A 16292-nucleotide genomic window follows, 5' to 3' on the forward strand; every position below is an offset into this window, starting at 1 on the left:
CCTCGCGGATGAAGGCAGGCAGGATGAGCTCCGCACCACCCCGGCCATGCGCCGGCTGACGGCCGAACACCGTCTCTCCGCCGCGGAGCTCATCCTGCCTGCCTTCATCCGCGAGGGGCTCACCGAACCGAACCCCATTGCCTCGATGCCGGGCGTGCAGCAGCACACCACGGACACTCTGAAGCGCGCCGCCGCCGAGGCCGTGGAGCTCGGCGTCGGCGGCATTATGCTCTTTGGCATCCCCGCCGTCCGCGACGCAGCCGGCACCGCCTCGCTGGACCCCGACGGTGTGCTGAACAAGGCCATCCGGGACGTCCGCGCCGAGGTCGGGGACGACCTGGTGGTGATGAGCGACGTCTGCCTGGACGAATTCACGGACCACGGGCACTGCGGTGTGCTCGACGCGCACGGTTACGTGGACAACGACGCCACCCTGGAGATCTACGGCCGCATGGCCGTGGCCCAGGCGGAAGCCGGCGCACACGTGCTCGGCCCGTCCGGGATGATGGACGGCCAGATCGGCGTGATCCGGCAGGCGCTCGAGGACGCTGGGCACGCCAACACCGCCGTCGTCGCCTACGCCGCGAAATACGCCTCGGCCTTCTACGGCCCGTTCCGCGAGGCCGTCGACTCCCAGCTCCAGGGCGACCGCCGCACCTACCAGATGGACGCCGCGAACCGCCGCGAGGCGCTCCTCGAAGTGGAACTGGACCTCGAAGAAGGCGCCGACATGGTCATGGTCAAGCCGGCCATGAGCTACCTCGACATCCTCGCCGACGTCGCCGCCATGAGCCCCGTCCCGGTGGCCGCCTACCAGATCTCCGGCGAGTACTCGATGATCGAGGCGGCCGCCGCCAATGGCTGGATCGACCGCCGGGCCGCCATCACGGAATCCGTGCTGGGCATCAAGCGCGCCGGCGCCAACATGGTCCTGACCTACTGGGCCAGCGAACTCGCCGGCTGGCTGAAGGAGGCCCGATGAACGCCGCGGCCGCACCCGACCCCGCTTCACGGGCGAACCCCACGGCCCCCGTCGGCCCGGGGCGCATCCTGCTGGGACTGAACACCTTCGGCGACGTCGGGGTCTTCCCGGACGGGCACCCCGTCCCGCACGCCCAGGTGCTGCGCCAGCTGCTGGAGCAGGCCGAACTCGCAGACGAGGTCGGCCTCCACGCGTTCGGTGTGGGGGAGCACCACCGCCAGGACTACGCCGTCTCGGCACCCGAGGTGTTCCTCGCCGCGGCGGCCGCCCGGACCAAACGCATCCGGCTCGGCTCGGCCGTGACCGTCCTGAGCTCCGACGACCCCATCCGGGTTTTCCAGCGCTTCTCCACCGTTGACGCCATCTCCAACGGCAGGGCCGAGGTCATGCTGGGCCGCGGCTCCTTCATTGAGTCGTTTCCGCTCTTCGGCCTGGACCTGGCCGACTATGAGGTCCTGTTCGAGGAGAAGCTGGAGCTCTTCGACAAGGCCCGCGCCCAGAAGCCCATCCGCTGGGAAGGCCGCACCCGCCCGGCGATCAACGGGCTGAGCGTCTACCCGCCGCTGGAGCACCACCTGCTGCCGGCCTGGATCGGTGTGGGCGGAACCCCTGAGTCCGTGCTGCGCTGCGCCGAATACGGGTACCCCATCATCTTCGCGATCATCGGCGGGGAACCCCGGTCGTTCGCGCCGCTGGCCAACCTCTACCGCGAGGCCATGGGCCGGTACGGGCACCCGATGCAGCAGGTCGCCACCCACTCGCCGGGCCATATCGCCGAAACGGACGAAGAAGCCCGCGAGGAGTTCTTCCCGCACTGGCTGGGCCTGCGGAACCGGCTGGGCGCCGAACGCGGCTGGGGCCCGGGCAGCAGGGGCGAATTCGATGCGATGTGCACCCCGGAGGGGGCCCTGTACGTCGGGTCCCCGGAAACCGTGGCGCAGAAGATCCTCCTGCTCAAGCGGAACCTGGGCGTGGACCGCTTCGACCTCAAATACAGCAGCGGCTCGCTGCCGCACAAGGCCATGATGCGCTCCATCGAGCTGTTCGGCACGGTGGTGGCGCCCCGGGTGGCCAGCCTGCTGGCCGCGGACCCCAACGACTGACGGAACTGAAAGAATAGGAACCATGACTTCCAGCCACCCTCGCAACGAGGAACTCTTCGACCGCGCCCGCCACCTGATGCCGGGCGGCGTCAACTCCCCGGTCCGGGCGTTCGGCTCCGTCGGCGGAACCCCGCGCTTTATGGTCTCCGCCAAGGGCCCGTACCTGACCGACGCCGACGGCGCCGAGTACGTGGACCTGGTGTGCTCCTGGGGCCCGGCTCTGCTGGGCCATGCCCACCCGGAGGTCCTCGCCGCGGTGCATGCCGCCGTCGACCGCGGGCTGTCCTTCGGCGCCTCCACGCCGGACGAGGCCAACCTGGCCGCGATCGTGCAGGAGCGCGTTCCCGCTGCCGAGCGTGTCCGGATGGTGTCCACCGGCACCGAGGCGACCATGACGGCGGTCCGGCTGGCCCGCGGGTTCACCGGCCGGAACCTCATCATCAAGTTCGCCGGCTGCTACCACGGGCACCTCGACGGCCTCCTCGCCGCCGCCGGCTCCGGCCTGGCGACCCTGGCGCTGCCCGGCTCCGCCGGCGTCACCGCCGCCACCGCCGCCGAGACACTGGTGCTGCCCTACAACGACCTCGCCGCAGTCGAAGCGGCCTTCGAGGCGCACGGGCCCAACATCGCCGCCGTCATCACGGAGGCCGCGCCGGCCAATATGGGCGTGGTCACCCCGGGTGAGGGCTTCAACGCCGGGCTGGCCCGGATCACGCGCGAGCACGGCGCCCTGCTGATCCTCGACGAGGTCCTCACCGGCTTCCGTACCGGCTACGCGGGCTACTGGGGACTGACCGGCGGGGCGGCCGGCGCCGCCGAGCCGTGGACCCCGGACCTGCTGACCTTCGGCAAGGTCATCGGCGGCGGCATGCCGACGGCGGCCCTCGGCGGCCGCGCCGACGTCATGGACTATCTCGCCCCGGTGGGCCCGGTCTACCAGGCGGGCACGCTGTCCGGGAACCCGGTGGCCATGGCCGCCGGTGTCGCGACCCTGACGCACGCCACCCCCGAGGTGTACTCGTTCGTCGACGCCCGCTCGCTGGAGCTGTCCTCCGCCCTGTCCTCCGCCCTGGACGCGGCTGGCGTGGACCACTCGATCCAGCATGCCGGGAACCTGTTCTCCGTGGCGTTCGGCACCTCCGCCCGGGGCGTGCACAACTACGACGACGCCCAGGGCCAGGAGGCGTTCCGCTACGCGCCGTTCTTCCACTCGATGCTGGACTCCGGCGTCTACCTGCCGCCGTCGGTCTTCGAGGCCTGGTTCCTCTCCGCCGCGCACGACGACGCCGCGATGAACCGGATCTTCGACGCCCTGCCCGCCGCTGCCAAGGCCGCGGCCGCCGCGAAGTCCTGACGCAGTCGGACACAGGCGCCGGTCCCGGCGTCGCCGTTAAACACTTAGGGCACCCGCCGCGGCGGGTGCCCTAAGTGTTTAAGCCGATGGTGCGGCGGGGATTAGAACGCCACGGTCACGTCGCCGTTGGGCCATTCCTTCTCGATGAAGGCCTTGACCTCGGGGGAGTGCAGCAGCTCATCGAGCTTCTTGATGCGGACGTCGTCCTTGGAGTCCTCGCGCCAGGCCAGGAAGTTGGCGTAGGGGTTGTTCTCCACGGACTCCACCGCGAGGGCGTCCTTGGTGCTCAGGCCGGCCTTGAGGATGAAGTTGCCGTTGATCAGGGCCAGGTCAACCGACGGGTCCTTGAGGTCGTTGATCAGCAGTTCCGGCTGGTTCTCGGAGAACTTCAGCTTCTTCGGGTTCTGCTCGTCGGTCAGGGTCAGCACGGAGGAATCGTCCTGGATGTCCTTGACCAGGCCGGCGACCTGGAGCACCTTGAGGGCCCGGACCTGGTTGGACGGGTCGTTCGTGATGGCAACCTTGGCGCCGTCCTGGATGTCCTGGATGTCCTGGACCTTCTCGGAGAACGCGGCGTACGGCTCGATGTGGACGCCCTCGCCGTGGCCGAACTTGTAGCCCTTGGTCTGCACCTGGTCCTCGAACCACGGCAGGTGCTGGTAGTAGTTGGCATCCAGGGAGCCGTCGCTGAGGGCCGTGTTGGGGGTCTGGTAATCCTCGATTTCCTTGATGTCCAGCTTCAGGCCGGCCTTCGGGGCCAGGTCCTGGTTGATGAACTCAAGGATCTTCGCCTGCGGCACCGGGCTTGCGCCGACGGTGAGCGTGGCGGGCTTTGCCGGGTCCAGAGTGGTGACCTGGGCGCTGGGGGTGGACGAACCACCGCAAGCCGTCAGCGCCAGGGCAGTGACAATGCCGGTGGCCAGGAGGGAGAGTGACTTACGCATTGGATGCGTTCCTTTCGAAATAGCAGGATTCACGGCCAGGGGCGTGATCCGCGCAAATGCAGAGGGCGGCTACCCGCTGCAGGGTCGTTGGTATGTGGCGGTCCGCCTGGCCGGGGTGCGGGCCCGGGCGGCCGGTGTTGTGGGTGGCTGGCGCCGGGCCCGTCAGCGGTGGTCGAGGCTGCGGGAGATCCGCTCGCCCACCAGCTGGATGACCTGGACCAGCACAATGATCAGCACGATGGTGACGAGCATGACCGTGACGTCGAAGCGCTGGAAACCGTAGTTGTAGGCCAGCTTCCCGAGGCCGCCGCCGCCCACCAGGCCGGCCATGGCCGAGTAGCCCACGAGGGTGACCACCGTGGTGGTGGCGGCCGCGACGAGGGCGGGCAGGGATTCGCGCAGCATCACCTTGTTGATGACCTGCATCTTGGTGGATCCCATGACCTGGGCGGCGTCGATCTTGCCGTGGTGCACGTCGCGCAGGCAGTTTTCCACGAGGCGGGCGAAGAACGGGATGGTGCCGATGGACAGCGAGACGGACGCCGCCACCGGACCCAGGCTGGTGCCGGTAAGGGCGCGGGCCACGGGGATGAGCGCCACCATCAGGATGGCGAACGGGATAGAGCGGGTGATGTTGACCACCACGTCGCTGAGCACGCGGTTGGTGACCGGCATCGGGCGCAGCCCGCCTGGTGCGGAGACGTGCAGGAACACGCCCAGCGGCAGCCCGATCAGCACCGTGAAGAAGGACGAGATCCCCACCATCTGGAGGGTTTCGAGGATGGCTTCGGGCAGCGCCTTGGCCAGGACGGGGTTGCTGAAAATGTCGTTCATGAGTTACCTCCCTGGTCGCCGCTGGCGGGGACGGGGGCTGTGGGCGCGGAATGCGCGAAGTCGGGGTCCGGGGCTGCGGCGGTGGACGTGCGTTTCGCGCCGATGCCGCGCTGGTGCAGGTAGTCCAGCACCGCGTCGGCGTCGGCGTCTTCGGCCAGCTGCACGCGCAGGTGGCCGAACTGCTCGCCGCCGAGGGTTTCGACGCTGCCGGCCAGGACGTTGAGGTCAATGTCGAAATGCCGGGCAACGCCGGTGAGGACGGGTTCCTTGGCGCTCTCGCCGGAGAAGAGGATCTCCAGCACCGGGCCGCGCTGCAGGGCACCTGCCAGCGGCTCCGACGCCGGCAGCGGCAGCAGCGCCCGGGCCAGCTTGCTGTCCAGGTCGCCGGCCACGTCCTGCAGGGCGCCGTGTTCGACGATGCGGCCCTTGGCCAGCAGCGAGACGGATCCGCAGACCCGCTTCACGACGTTCATCTCGTGCGTGATGATCAGGACAGTGAGCTGCAGGCGCCTGGTGAGGTCCTGGATCAGGTCCAGGATCTCATCCGTGGTGGCCGGGTCCAGGGCCGAGGTGGGCTCGTCGCACAGCAGCACGTCCGGGTCCGCCGCCAGGGCGCGGGCGATGCCGACGCGCTGGCGCTGGCCGCCGGACAGCTGCGACGGGTAGGCGTTCTCGAAACCTTCCAGGCCCACGAGCTTCAGGAGCTCGGCAACCTTGGCCCGGATCTGCTCCTTGGGAGTCTTAACGAGTTCCAGGGGGTGCGCCACGTTCCCGGCCGCGGTCCGGGAATCCATCAGGTTCGCGTGCTGGAAAACCATGCCGATGCGCCGCCGTGCGGCACGGATTTCGGAATCCTTCACGGAGCTCAGCTCGGTGCCGTCGATGCTGACGGAGCCCGACGTCGGACGGTCCAGCAGCGTCAGGCAGCGGACGAGGGTCGACTTGCCCGCGCCCGAGTGGCCGATGATGCCGTGAATCGAACCTTTCGGCACGGAGAGGGTGACGCCGTCGAGGGCCACCACTTCCTTTTTGCCCTGCTGGTAGACCTTGCGCAGGTCAGTAACTGTGATCATTGATCCCTTGGCGGTTGGGTGCCAAGGCGGCATAACACACGCCCGGCTCTGAACTAAATTATGTCAGGGGGGCAATTTGGCGGCCACTTGCGCATCATGTTCGTAACAAAGGGATTTCCGGCACGGGATATTCGGTACAAGCCGCGGCCCGGTGGGCAGGGGACGGGTCAGGCCCGCGCTGGCGGAATCCACGCCAGCCGGCGCTGCCCGCAGCGTGCCGGACGGCGGTGTGATTTCCCTCCCAAAGACGCCGCGGCAGCCGGGGGCTGGGGTATGCGGCGGCCGGGTGCTGCGCTATGCGGCGCGAGGGGGCAGTGCGTCCCGGCTAGAAGTCCCCGCGGCTGGCGTCCACGGGCGGCAGCACGGGCCAGTCACCCTCGATCACGGCAGCAGGCTTGGTTTTACGCAGGTAGTTCTGGAAATCGGTAGCCTGCGCGGAGGCCCATTCGACCTGCAGCTGGTGCAGGTGGCTCGCCGGCATCCGCAGCTTGGGGAACTTTCCTGCCATGGCATCGAGCATCCGCAGGGTGGCCAGGGCATCCGCCGCCGAAGTGTGGGCGTTGTCCAGGTCCACGCCGTATTCCTCGCAGAGCGCCGTCAGGGTTCGCTTGCCCTTGCGGTAGCGGTCCACCTGCTTGTTCATGACGTACGGATCCAGCACCGGGAAGCGGGTCAGCTGCGGCACACCGTACCGGGCGGACTCCGCGGCGAGCACGGTGAAGTCGTAGCTGGCGTTGAAGGCAATAACCGGCACCCCGGTGTCAAAGAGCTCCTGGAGCACCGCGGCGACCTCCCGCGTGACGTCCGCGGCCGGGCGGCCCTCGCTGCGCGCCCGTTCGGTGGTGACGCCGTGGATATCGCTGGCCTCCGTCGGAATGTCCACCCCGGGATCGGCGAGCCATTCGTGTTCCTTGATGATCCCGCCGTCGGAATCCACCACGGTGATGGACGCCGTCACAATCCGCGCGGCGCGGGAGTTCCGCCCCGTTGTTTCCAGGTCGAACGCGGCGCGGGGGAGGGTGTTCCAGGTGCTCATGCTTCAACGCTACCTGCTGCCACCGACACTAAAGTTCCGCCACCCCGCCAGCTAGGCTTGTCCCATGCGGATGGAGTACGTGGAGGCGGTGCTGGAGGTCGTCGCGCTGGTTCCCGCGGGCGCCGCGGTGGCATACGGCGACGTCGCCGAGCTCCTGGGCTCCGGGGGCGCCCGGCAGGTGGGTGCCGTGATGAGCCACCACGGGAGCGCGGTGCCCTGGTGGCGGGTCCTGAAGGCCAGCGGGGACGCACCTCCCGGACACGAACACGAGGCTTTGACGCGGTACATCCTGGAGCGGACGCCCCTGCTGGGACGTTACGAGGACTACCTCCGCACCGGCGAAGGCCGCTGGCGCGTGGACCTGATGGCCGCCCGCTGGGCCCCGAGCGACGGCGAATTCGACCGGATCGACGCCGTGGCCGAGCGGCTGGAGCGGGCCTTGCATAAACTGTCGGTCCCCGATGATGAAATGACTGAGTGAGCATTCCGAGCAAGAACCCCCAGCCACAGGACAACCAGCCACAAAACAACCAGCCACAGGGCGAGCGGCCACAAAACAACCAGCCACAAAACAACCAGCCACAGGACGACCAGCCCCGCGCACCCCAGACACCAGCACAGCAGCCGCCGGCCGGCCGGCCGGCGAATGCGGGGAAGGGCGCTTCGGGTTCCGGGCTCCGGCTGCTGCCGCCCCGCCGGGTGCACAGCGCCGCGCCCGCGCTGTCGGCAGACCAGCTGGCCGTCGTCGACGTCCCGCACGGTTCCGGCCCCGTTCTGGTCCCCGGAGCGCCGGGAACCGGCAAATCAACGGCGCTCGTGGAAGCCGCCGTCCGGCGCGCGCAGCGGGACGGCCTCGATCCGGAGCGGATGCTGATCCTCGCCCCCGGGCGCCTCGCCGCCGATGCGCTCCGCGACCGCTTCACCGCGCGGCTGGACCGCAGCCTGAGCACGACGCCGGCCCGCACCTGGGCGTCGTACGCCTTCGACCTGATCCGGCGGGCCAAAGCGGAAGGAATCCTGCCGCTGCCCCGCCCGCCGAAACTCCTGTCCGGCCCGGAGCAGGACCTGATCATCAAGGAACTGCTGGAGGGGCACGCGCAGCCGGGGCTGGAGCTGCCCTGGCCCGAGGACCTGGGCGCGGCCCTGCAGACCCGCGGTTTCCGCCAGGAAGTCCGCCAGCTCTTCGACCGGATCATTGAATCCGGACGGACCGCCGAGGACCTTGTGGTGCTCGCCCGGCGCTGCCACCGGCCCGACTGGGTGGCCGCGGCGGCGCTGTATGCGGAGTACCGCGACGTGCTGGATCTCCGGATGCCCGAGTCCTTCGACCCGGCCGGAATCATCACCGCGGCCCGCCAGATTTTCCAGGACGAGCCGGACTTCCTGGCTGCGGAGCGCGACAGGCTCCAGCTGGTCCTGGTGGACGACATGCAGGAAGCCAACCCGGCCGTGTTCGAGCTGCTGGCCGACATCGCCGCGGGCAAGGACGCCTTCATCACCTCGTCGCCGGACACCGTGGTCCAGGGCTTCCGCGGCGCCCGTCCGGACCTCGTGGCGGAGCTGCCCCGGCTGCTGGGCACCGGAGGGGCCGTCCTGGAGCGGCCCCTCTGGACCGCCCACCGCCACACTCCGGCCGTCGCCGACGCCTGGCTTTCCGTGGCCGGGCGGATCTCCCGCCGGGCGGGCGGGCAGTCGGCCCGCCGGCTCGAACTGCCGGAGGCGCCGGCCGCCGGCGGCACCGTCGAGGCGCACCTGCTGCCCTCGCCGGTGCACGAACTGCGCTATGTGGCGCAACGGATCCTGGAAGCCCAGCTCAACGACGGCCGCGAACTCGGGGACATCGCCGTGATTGTCCGCAACGGCGGCCAGCTCAGCCAGCTGCAGCGCTACCTCGCCGGCCAGGGCATTCCGGTCCGGATCCCGGTGGCCGAATCGGCGGTCCGGGACGAGGTCGCCGTCCGGCCCCTGCTCGATGCCTACGCCGTGGCGCTCGATCCGGCCGCGCTGGGCCCCGAGGCGGCCGTGGCGCTGCTGACCTCACGGATCGGCGGGGCCACCGCGATCGAACTGCGCCGCCTGCGCCAGTCCCTCCGCCGGGAGGAGCTGCTTGGCGGCGGCGGGCGCACCAGCGATGCGCTGCTGGTCGAGGCGCTCCTGGAGCCGGGAGCCCTGGCCAGCCTCGGCATCGAGGGGCACTCCGCCCGCCGGATAGCGCGGATGATCCAGGCCGGCCGGGAGGCTGCCCTTGCTCCCGGCGGCAACGCCGAAACGGTGCTGTGGGCGCTCTGGAACTCCACCGGCCTCGCGTCGCGTTGGACCGAGGCCGCGCTGGCCGGGGGAGCGGCCGGGGCCCGGGCGGACCGGGACCTCGACGCCATGATGGCACTGTTCCACACCGCCGAACGGTTCGTGGACCAGCTGCCCGGATCCGGGCCGGAGCAGTTCCTGGAGTACCTCCTGAGCCAGGAGCTCCCGATGGACACCCTGGCGGCGCGGGCGCAGCTCGAGGACGCCGTGGAGCTCATGACGCCGGCCAGCGCCGCCGGACGGGAATGGCCGGTGGTCATTGTGCCCGGGCTGCAGGAGGGCGTGTGGCCCAACACCCGGCTCCGCGGCGAGCTGCTCGGCAGCACGCTGTTCGCCGACGCCGTCGAACACGGCGTGGAGTACGCCCTGCAGCTGGACCCGCAAAGCCGGCTGCGCGAGATCCGCTACGACGAACTGCGGAGTTTCTCCACCGCGGTGTCGCGGGCGCAGGAGGTGCTGGTCTGCACCGCCGTGTCCTCGGAGGATGACCAGCCGTCCTCCTTCCTGGACTACGTGGCACCGCTGGAACCCGGCCAGGACCGGCGCGGCTTCACCCCGGTGGAGCGTCCGCTCACCCTGCGCGCCCTCGTCGCCGAGCTGCGCCAATACGCCCAGCTCGACGCCGGGAGCGCCGAGGCGCGGGAGGCCAGCACCGTCCTCGGAGCCCTGGCCGCCGCCGAGCCGCCCGTGCCCGGCGCGCATCCCTCGAGCTGGTGGGGCCTTGCCCCGTTGTCCTCCGCCGAACCGGTGGTTCCGCCCGGCGGCACGGTCTACGTTTCGCCGTCGAAAGTGGAGACCGTGCAGAAGTCCCCGCTGGACTGGTTTGTCCAGGCCGCGGGCGGAGAAGCTGCCACCGACTTCGCCCGCAGCCTGGGCACGCTGGTCCATGCGATCGCGCAGGACCTGCCGGACGCCTCCGGCGGCGAGTACGTGGCCGAGCTGGTCCGCCGCTGGCCGACGCTCGGCATGAAGGACAACTGGGAGGGAAAGCTGGACTTCCGCCGCGCCGAAACCATGGTCCGCAAGCTCGCCCAGTATGTGCTGGTGATGCGCAGCGAGGGCCGCTCCCTGGTGGGCGTCGAGCAGGACTTCGAGGTGAAACTCCCGGACGTCGCGGGCCCCGCCGGCGACGAGTCCTGGCCGGCCCGCCCGGCTGTGCTGCGCGGCCAGGTCGACCGGCTGGAAATCGACGCCGAGGGCCGGCTGGTCGTGGTGGACCTCAAGACCGGCAAGCGGCAGCCGGGCAAGGCCGACCTTGAGCGGCATCCGCAGCTGGGCGCCTACCAGGCGGCCGTGCTGGCCGGCGGCTTTGCCGGCCCCGACGACGGACCGCCGCCGCTGCCCGGCGGTGCCGTCCTGGCCCAGCTCGGCACCACCACCAAGAGCCCCGGCATCCAGGCGCAGGCGCCGCTGGACCCGGCGGAGAACTGGGCGCTGGACATGGTGGGCGACGCCGCCCGGGTCATGTCCGGAAGCACCTTCGAAGCCCGCCACGACCCCGCCAAGGGCGGCCACGGCGGGCACGGCTGCCGCCTTCCCGAAGTCTGCCCGCTCTGTGTGCGGGGAAAGCAGGTTACCGAATGAGTACCGAGGCAACCTCTCCGGGGAAAGAGCCCGCCGCCCTTCCCGCCGCGCGGTTTTCCCCCGAGGAGCTCTCCGCCATGCTGGGCGAGAAGAACAGCCCCACGGCCGAACAATCACTCATCATTTCCTCGCCGCTGGAACCCCGGCTCGTCATTGCCGGGGCCGGCTCCGGCAAGACCGCAACAATGGCCGACCGCGTGGTGTGGCTCGTCGCGAACGGCTGGGTCCGGCCCGAGGAAGTGCTCGGTGTGACGTTCACCCGCAAAGCGGCCGGGGAGCTGGCCACCCGCATCCGCGCCAAGCTGGCTGCGCTGCAGCGCATCGCCGCCGCGGACACCACGAACCAGGTGTTCCCCGCCGGGCTGCTCAGCACCGATGCCCTGGAGCCCAAGGTCTCCACGTACCACTCCTATGCGAGCGGGATCGTCTCGGACTACGGCCTCCGGCTCGGCGTCGAGCGGGACGTCGTGCTGCTCGGCGGCGCCCAGTCCTTCCAGCTCGCCAGCGAGGTGGTGGAGGCGTTTGACGGCGACTACGAGCACTTCCGTTCCGCCAAGTCCACCCTGGTCAAGGCCGTCATCCAGCTCGCCGGCGAGTGCGCCGAACACCTCCAGGAACCGGCAGCCGTGCGCACCTGGCTGCTGGACCGTGCGGCCGAGTTCGAGGCGCTGCCGTACGTCGCGGAGGCCAAGAAGAACCCCAGCCAGGCCGCCGTCGAGCTCAGCGCGCTGCTCCGCACCCGCGCCAGCGTCGCGGACATGGTGGGCCGCTACGCCGAGGCCAAGCGCGCCCGGGGCGCGCTGGACTTCGGCGACCTCGTGGCCCTCGCGGCCCGGGTGGCCAACGAGATTCCGGTCGCCGCGCAGACCGAACGCCAGCGCTACAAAGTGGTGCTCCTCGACGAGTTCCAGGACACCTCCCACGCGCAGCTGGTCCTTTTCTCCCGGTTGTTCGGCGACGGCCACGCGGTCACCGCCGTGGGGGACCCGAACCAGTCCATCTACGGCTTCCGCGGCGCCTCCGCCGGGCAGCTCTTCCACTTCGTCCGCGAATTCCCCGTACGCGTCGGGGCAGCTGACTCCGAGGACGCCGGCAGCCCGCCGCGGTTTGCCGTGGCCCCGACGTCGTACCTCACCACGGCGTGGCGCAACGGCCGGAACATCCTGGCCGCGGCCAATGTCATCTCAGCGCCGCTCAGCCAGGCCGCCGCCCAGACCGGCCCGGCCGGCGAGCGGGACACCGCGGGGGGCGTGGAAGTCCCGCCGCTGCAGCCCAGCCCGGCCGCCGTCCAGGGCCGGGTGCTGATGGGCCGTTTCGGCACCGACGAGGATGAGGCCGCGGCGATCGCCGGCGACGTGCTGCGGTTCCGGGTCACCGACTTCAACGGCGCAGCAGAGGAGTCCGAGCCGCCGGCCATGGCTGTGCTCTGCCGCCGGCGCGCACAGATGGAGTGCATCCGCCGGGAGTTCGAAGCCCGGGGGATCCCGTACGAGATCGTGGGCCTCGGCGGGCTCCTGGACACCCCCGAAATTGTCGACCTGGTGGCGACCCTCCGGGTGCTGGCCGATCCCGGGCGCTCGGATTCGCTGATGCGGCTGCTCGCCGGGGCCCGCTGGCGGATCGGCCCCGCCGACCTCATGGCCCTGCGGGACTGGTCCAGCTTCCTCGCCCGGCGCCGCGGCCGGCCGGGCGGCCTTGACGAGGACGACGCCGACGCCGGGGAGGCGGCCGTGATCGAGGGGGACCTCACGGACGCCGCCAGCCTGGTCGAGGCCCTCGACTGGCTGCCCCGGGAGGGCTGGACGTCCGCGCACGGGCGCCAGCTCAGTGCCGAGGCGCTGGACCGGCTCCGCCGGCTCTCGGCCGAACTCCGGATGCTGCGGGGGTACATGGGCGACGACCTCACCACGCTCCTCGGCGAGGTGGAGCGGGCCATGCTGCTCGACATCGAGGTGGCGGCACGGCCCGGGATCAGCATCCACCAGGCCCGCCGCAACCTGGATGCCTTCCACGACGCCGCCGCAGGGTTCCTGCACACCTCGCACCGCGTCGACGTGCTGGCCTTCCTGGCGTGGCTGGAGGCCGCGGCCGCGGAGGAGAACGGACTCGACGCCGCCGCCCCGGAAGTAAACCATGAGGCGGTGCAGCTGCTGACCGTCCACGCGTCCAAAGGGCTGGAATGGGACGTGGTCTTCGTGCCCGGCCTCAACGCCGGGGCTTTCCCCAGCAGCCGGGATTCGCGCTGGAGCAGCGGCAGCGCCGCCCTTCCCTGGCCGCTGCGCGGGGACCGCGCGGACCTGCCGCAATGGGACCTCGACCACCCGGACCAGAAGGGCTGGCTCGACGCCGAGAAGGAGTTCAAGTCCGCTGTCCAGGTCCACGGCGAGGCCGAGGAACGGCGGCTGGCCTACGTGGCCTACACCCGGGCCAAGCATGTGCTGTGGGTGTCGAGCGCCGCGTGGGTGGGTTCCCGCGCCGGCATGGCCGGCATGTCGCCCTTCCTGGCCGAGCTTGAGGTGCTGGCCGCCGACGGAACCGCCGGGATCCATCCGCTGTCCGTCGCCGAGGAAGCACTGCCCGAGGAGAGCCCGCTGACCTCCGAGCTGGAAGTCGCCGGGTGGCCCTACGATCCCCTCGAGGGGCCCATCGATCCGCGCACGGGTGCCAGGCTGCGGCTGGTTCCGGGCCGGCGGGCCGCCATGCAGTCCGCGGCGGGACGGGTGCTGGAGGTCCTTGAGTCCGGGGCGGCACTGGACACGGCCGCGGCCGCAGGCGCCGCACCGGGGCAGCGCAAGCCGCTGCGCGGCCCGGCTGCGGGCTGGGCCGTCGAGGCCGCGACCCTGCTGGAACGCCGCTCCCGCCGGACGCTGGTGCAGGACGTCCACCTCCCGGGCCACATCTCCGCATCCACCCTGGTGGACCTGGAGGATGACGCGGAGGCTGTCGTCGCGCGGCTGCGGCGTCCCGTCCCGCGCGAACCGGGAATGTCAGCGCGCAAGGGCACTGCCTTCCACGCCTGGGTGGAGGAGTACTACGGGACCGCCGGCATGCTGGACCTGGGGGAGGAAGCGGGCTCCGACGACCACATCGATGAGGCGTACGGGCTGGACACCATGGTGGAGACGTTCCGCCAGTCGGAGTGGGCCGACCGCGCGCCGGCCCACGTGGAGGTGCCGGTGGAAACCCGGGTGGGCGACGTGGTGGTCCGCGGCCGGATCGACGCCGTCTTCCGGGACGCCGACGGCGGGTGGGACCTGGTGGACTGGAAGACCGGCCGCCGGCCGTCCGCCGCCCAGCTGAAGACCAAGGCCGTCCAGTTGGCCGTGTACCGCCTGGCCTGGTCCAGGCTCAAGGGCGTTCCGCTGGACCAGGTCCGGGCGGCGTTCTACTACGTCGCGGACAACCAGGTGGTCCGGCCGCACGATCTCGGCTCGGCCGAACGGCTCGAACAGATTGTGGCAGCGGCCTTGGGCACCGGTTAGCGGGACTTCGCCTCGACCACCGACAGGGTGGTGGTCGAGGTGTCGTCCGCCGCGCCCTCCGGGGCGCCGGCCTTCCCGGCCGTGCTGTCCGCGGGAGCTGCGTCGTCTGTCGGAGCTGCACTGTCCGTCGGTGCTGCACCGTCGCTAGGCCGGGCATTGTCCGCCGGAGCTGCATTGTCCGCCGGAGCTGCGCTGTCCGTCTGGACGGGGCTGACCTGCGGCACGGCGGCGATCGCCTGCGTCGAGGTGTCCTCGCCGGCGTTTTCGCGGTCATCAGGTGCGGCGGCGGGGATCGCCGTCACCGAAACGGCGGGGACCTTGGCGGGTGCGCCGGCGTCAGCGGCAACGGGAATGGGTGCCACGGGAACGGGGATGGGTGCCACGTGGACGGCGGGCCTCACGCCTGCTGCCGGAACAGTGCCCCCGGCCGGAACAGTGCCCGCGGCCGGAACAGCCGCCACATCGGAGACCGGGGCAGGCGCGGGCGCAGGGAGCGGCTCGACGCTGATCTGCTGCCCGCCGTACTCCGCGACGTCCTCAGCAAGCACGGCGAGCATCGACTCGGCCTCGTCGATCATTTCCTGGTTCCCGGCAGCGAGACCCTTAACGAGGTACTGCGCCAGGGCAAATTCGGCGGACAGCGCCGCACGCCTCAGCAGGTGGGCGTCGGGCACGTCGCGCCGCGCCGAGGTGTAGTGCTTCAGGACGGCGTCCACGAAGTCCTGGTCGTTGGAGGCGACGAGCCACGCCATGTCGTCGGCAGGATCGCCGATGCGCAGGTCGGTCCAGCCGGTCACGGCGGTGACGCGGTCGCCGTCGACCAGCAGGTTGTCCTCGTGGAGGTCGCCGTGGACCACGCAGGGGTTGAAGCGCCAGAGGGAAACGTCCTCCAAGGCGTGTTCCCAGCGGCGGAGCAGCAGCGGCGGGATCTTGCCGGTAGTGGCCGCCTGGTCCAGTTCGTTGAGGCGCCGCTGGCGGAATTCGTTGGGCGTGTAGCTGGGCAGGTCGGCGTTGCTGACCAGGGAGTGCGGCAGGTCATGGATGGCGGCGAGGGCCGCGCCGATCTCGCGGGCGACGGCGGGGGACGCAGCACCGAGCTCCTCGACGGAGCGGGTGGCGCCGGCCAGGTGGGAGTACACGAAGGTGCTCAGCGTTCCCTGCCGGACGGTGCCAGCCACAGTGGGCATCAGGAACGGGAGTTCGGCCCGGATGCCGGGCGCGAAGGCGCGCAGCACCAGGAACTCCGTCTCCAGCCGTGCGCTGGCCTCGGGATGGCGGGGGGACCGGACGCGCCAGCGCTTGCCTTCGGAATCCAGGAGGAGCGCCGAATCGAAGTCTGCCGGATCGTCGGGCGCAGAGCTAACGGCGGTCGGGGTCAGTCCGGGGACTGCCGCGGTTGCCACAGCTGCCAGTTCGATTGGTTTTCTTCTCACTCTTCCACGGTAGATTGAGCGGCGCCCAAGACCGCGTTGTAGCGCGGCGAGTCTGAAAGTTCAGGAATTATTTGCGCTCCGGAAGCCTTCTCCGCCGGTCATTCAGCGGAGCCGGGACGGGCCGGGCGGAGGGCACGTGCAACTGCCCACATACGCCGGC

11 protein-coding genes are annotated in these 16292 nt (G+C 70.7%); 6 read left to right on the top strand and 5 right to left on the bottom strand.

Features of this window, described 5'->3' with window-relative positions; translation table 11 throughout:
- The 3 genes from hemB to hemL all read left to right on the top strand — a co-directional run.
- Positions 1-982: porphobilinogen synthase (gene hemB / locus AR539_RS03780; protein ID WP_197410543.1), on the top strand; the 982-nt coding region annotated here is incomplete at its 5' end.
- Positions 979-2085: an LLM class flavin-dependent oxidoreductase gene (locus tag AR539_RS03785; protein WP_066432686.1), complete on the top strand. Its 1107-nt coding sequence runs from the start codon at positions 979-981 to the stop codon at positions 2083-2085. The genes hemB and AR539_RS03785, both read left to right, overlap by 4 nt.
- A gap of 22 nt (positions 2086-2107) precedes the next feature.
- The gene (hemL, locus tag AR539_RS03790) at positions 2108-3439 is read left to right on the top strand and encodes a glutamate-1-semialdehyde 2,1-aminomutase (protein WP_066432687.1); all 1332 of its coding nucleotides are present in this window, start codon (positions 2108-2110) and stop codon (positions 3437-3439) included.
- A 101-nt stretch (positions 3440-3540) separates the two neighbouring features.
- Here the strand turns inward: hemL and AR539_RS03795 are convergent, their stop codons facing one another.
- From AR539_RS03795 to AR539_RS03810, 4 genes are all read right to left on the bottom strand, one after another.
- Positions 3541-4383 carry a MetQ/NlpA family ABC transporter substrate-binding protein gene (locus tag AR539_RS03795; protein ID WP_066432688.1) on the bottom strand — a complete coding sequence of 281 codons (843 nt, stop codon included), beginning with the start codon at positions 4381-4383 and terminating at the stop codon, positions 3541-3543.
- Between the two features lie 162 nt (positions 4384-4545).
- Complete coding sequence (locus tag AR539_RS03800) at positions 4546-5217, bottom strand: methionine ABC transporter permease (RefSeq protein WP_066432690.1); 672 nt, start codon at positions 5215-5217, stop codon at positions 4546-4548.
- The gene (locus AR539_RS03805) at positions 5214-6290 is read right to left on the bottom strand and encodes a methionine ABC transporter ATP-binding protein (protein ID WP_082699174.1); all 1077 of its coding nucleotides are present in this window, start codon (positions 6288-6290) and stop codon (positions 5214-5216) included. Before AR539_RS03805 ends, AR539_RS03800 begins: the two co-directional genes overlap by 4 nt.
- Positions 6291-6615: 325 nt before the next feature.
- Complete coding sequence (locus tag AR539_RS03810; protein ID WP_066432692.1) at positions 6616-7326, bottom strand: 3'-5' exonuclease; 711 nt, start codon at positions 7324-7326, stop codon at positions 6616-6618.
- 64 nt (positions 7327-7390) lie between these two features.
- Between AR539_RS03810 and AR539_RS03815 the strand changes: the two genes are divergently transcribed.
- From AR539_RS03815 to AR539_RS03825, 3 genes are all read left to right on the top strand, one after another.
- A complete protein-coding gene (locus AR539_RS03815; RefSeq protein ID WP_066432694.1) occupies positions 7391-7807 on the top strand; it encodes an MGMT family protein in 417 nt (138 codons plus the stop codon).
- A 200-nt stretch (positions 7808-8007) separates the two neighbouring features.
- Positions 8008-11217, top strand: coding sequence for an ATP-dependent helicase (locus AR539_RS03820; protein ID WP_066433111.1), 3210 nt, complete (start codon positions 8008-8010; stop codon positions 11215-11217).
- Positions 11214-14699, top strand: a complete 3486-nt coding sequence (locus AR539_RS03825; protein ID WP_066432696.1) for an ATP-dependent helicase — start codon at positions 11214-11216, stop codon at positions 14697-14699. The genes AR539_RS03820 and AR539_RS03825 overlap by 4 nt, the downstream gene beginning before the upstream one ends.
- Here AR539_RS03825 and AR539_RS03830 read toward each other — a convergent pair.
- Complete coding sequence (locus AR539_RS03830; protein WP_066432698.1) at positions 14696-16132, bottom strand: macrolide 2'-phosphotransferase; 1437 nt, start codon at positions 16130-16132, stop codon at positions 14696-14698. The genes AR539_RS03825 and AR539_RS03830 overlap by 4 nt on opposite strands.
- Between the last annotated feature and the right edge of the window lie 160 nt (positions 16133-16292).

It is taken from the genome of Arthrobacter sp. EPSL27, from assembly GCF_001512305.1.
In the GTDB taxonomy this organism is placed as follows: domain Bacteria; phylum Actinomycetota; class Actinomycetes; order Actinomycetales; family Micrococcaceae; genus Arthrobacter.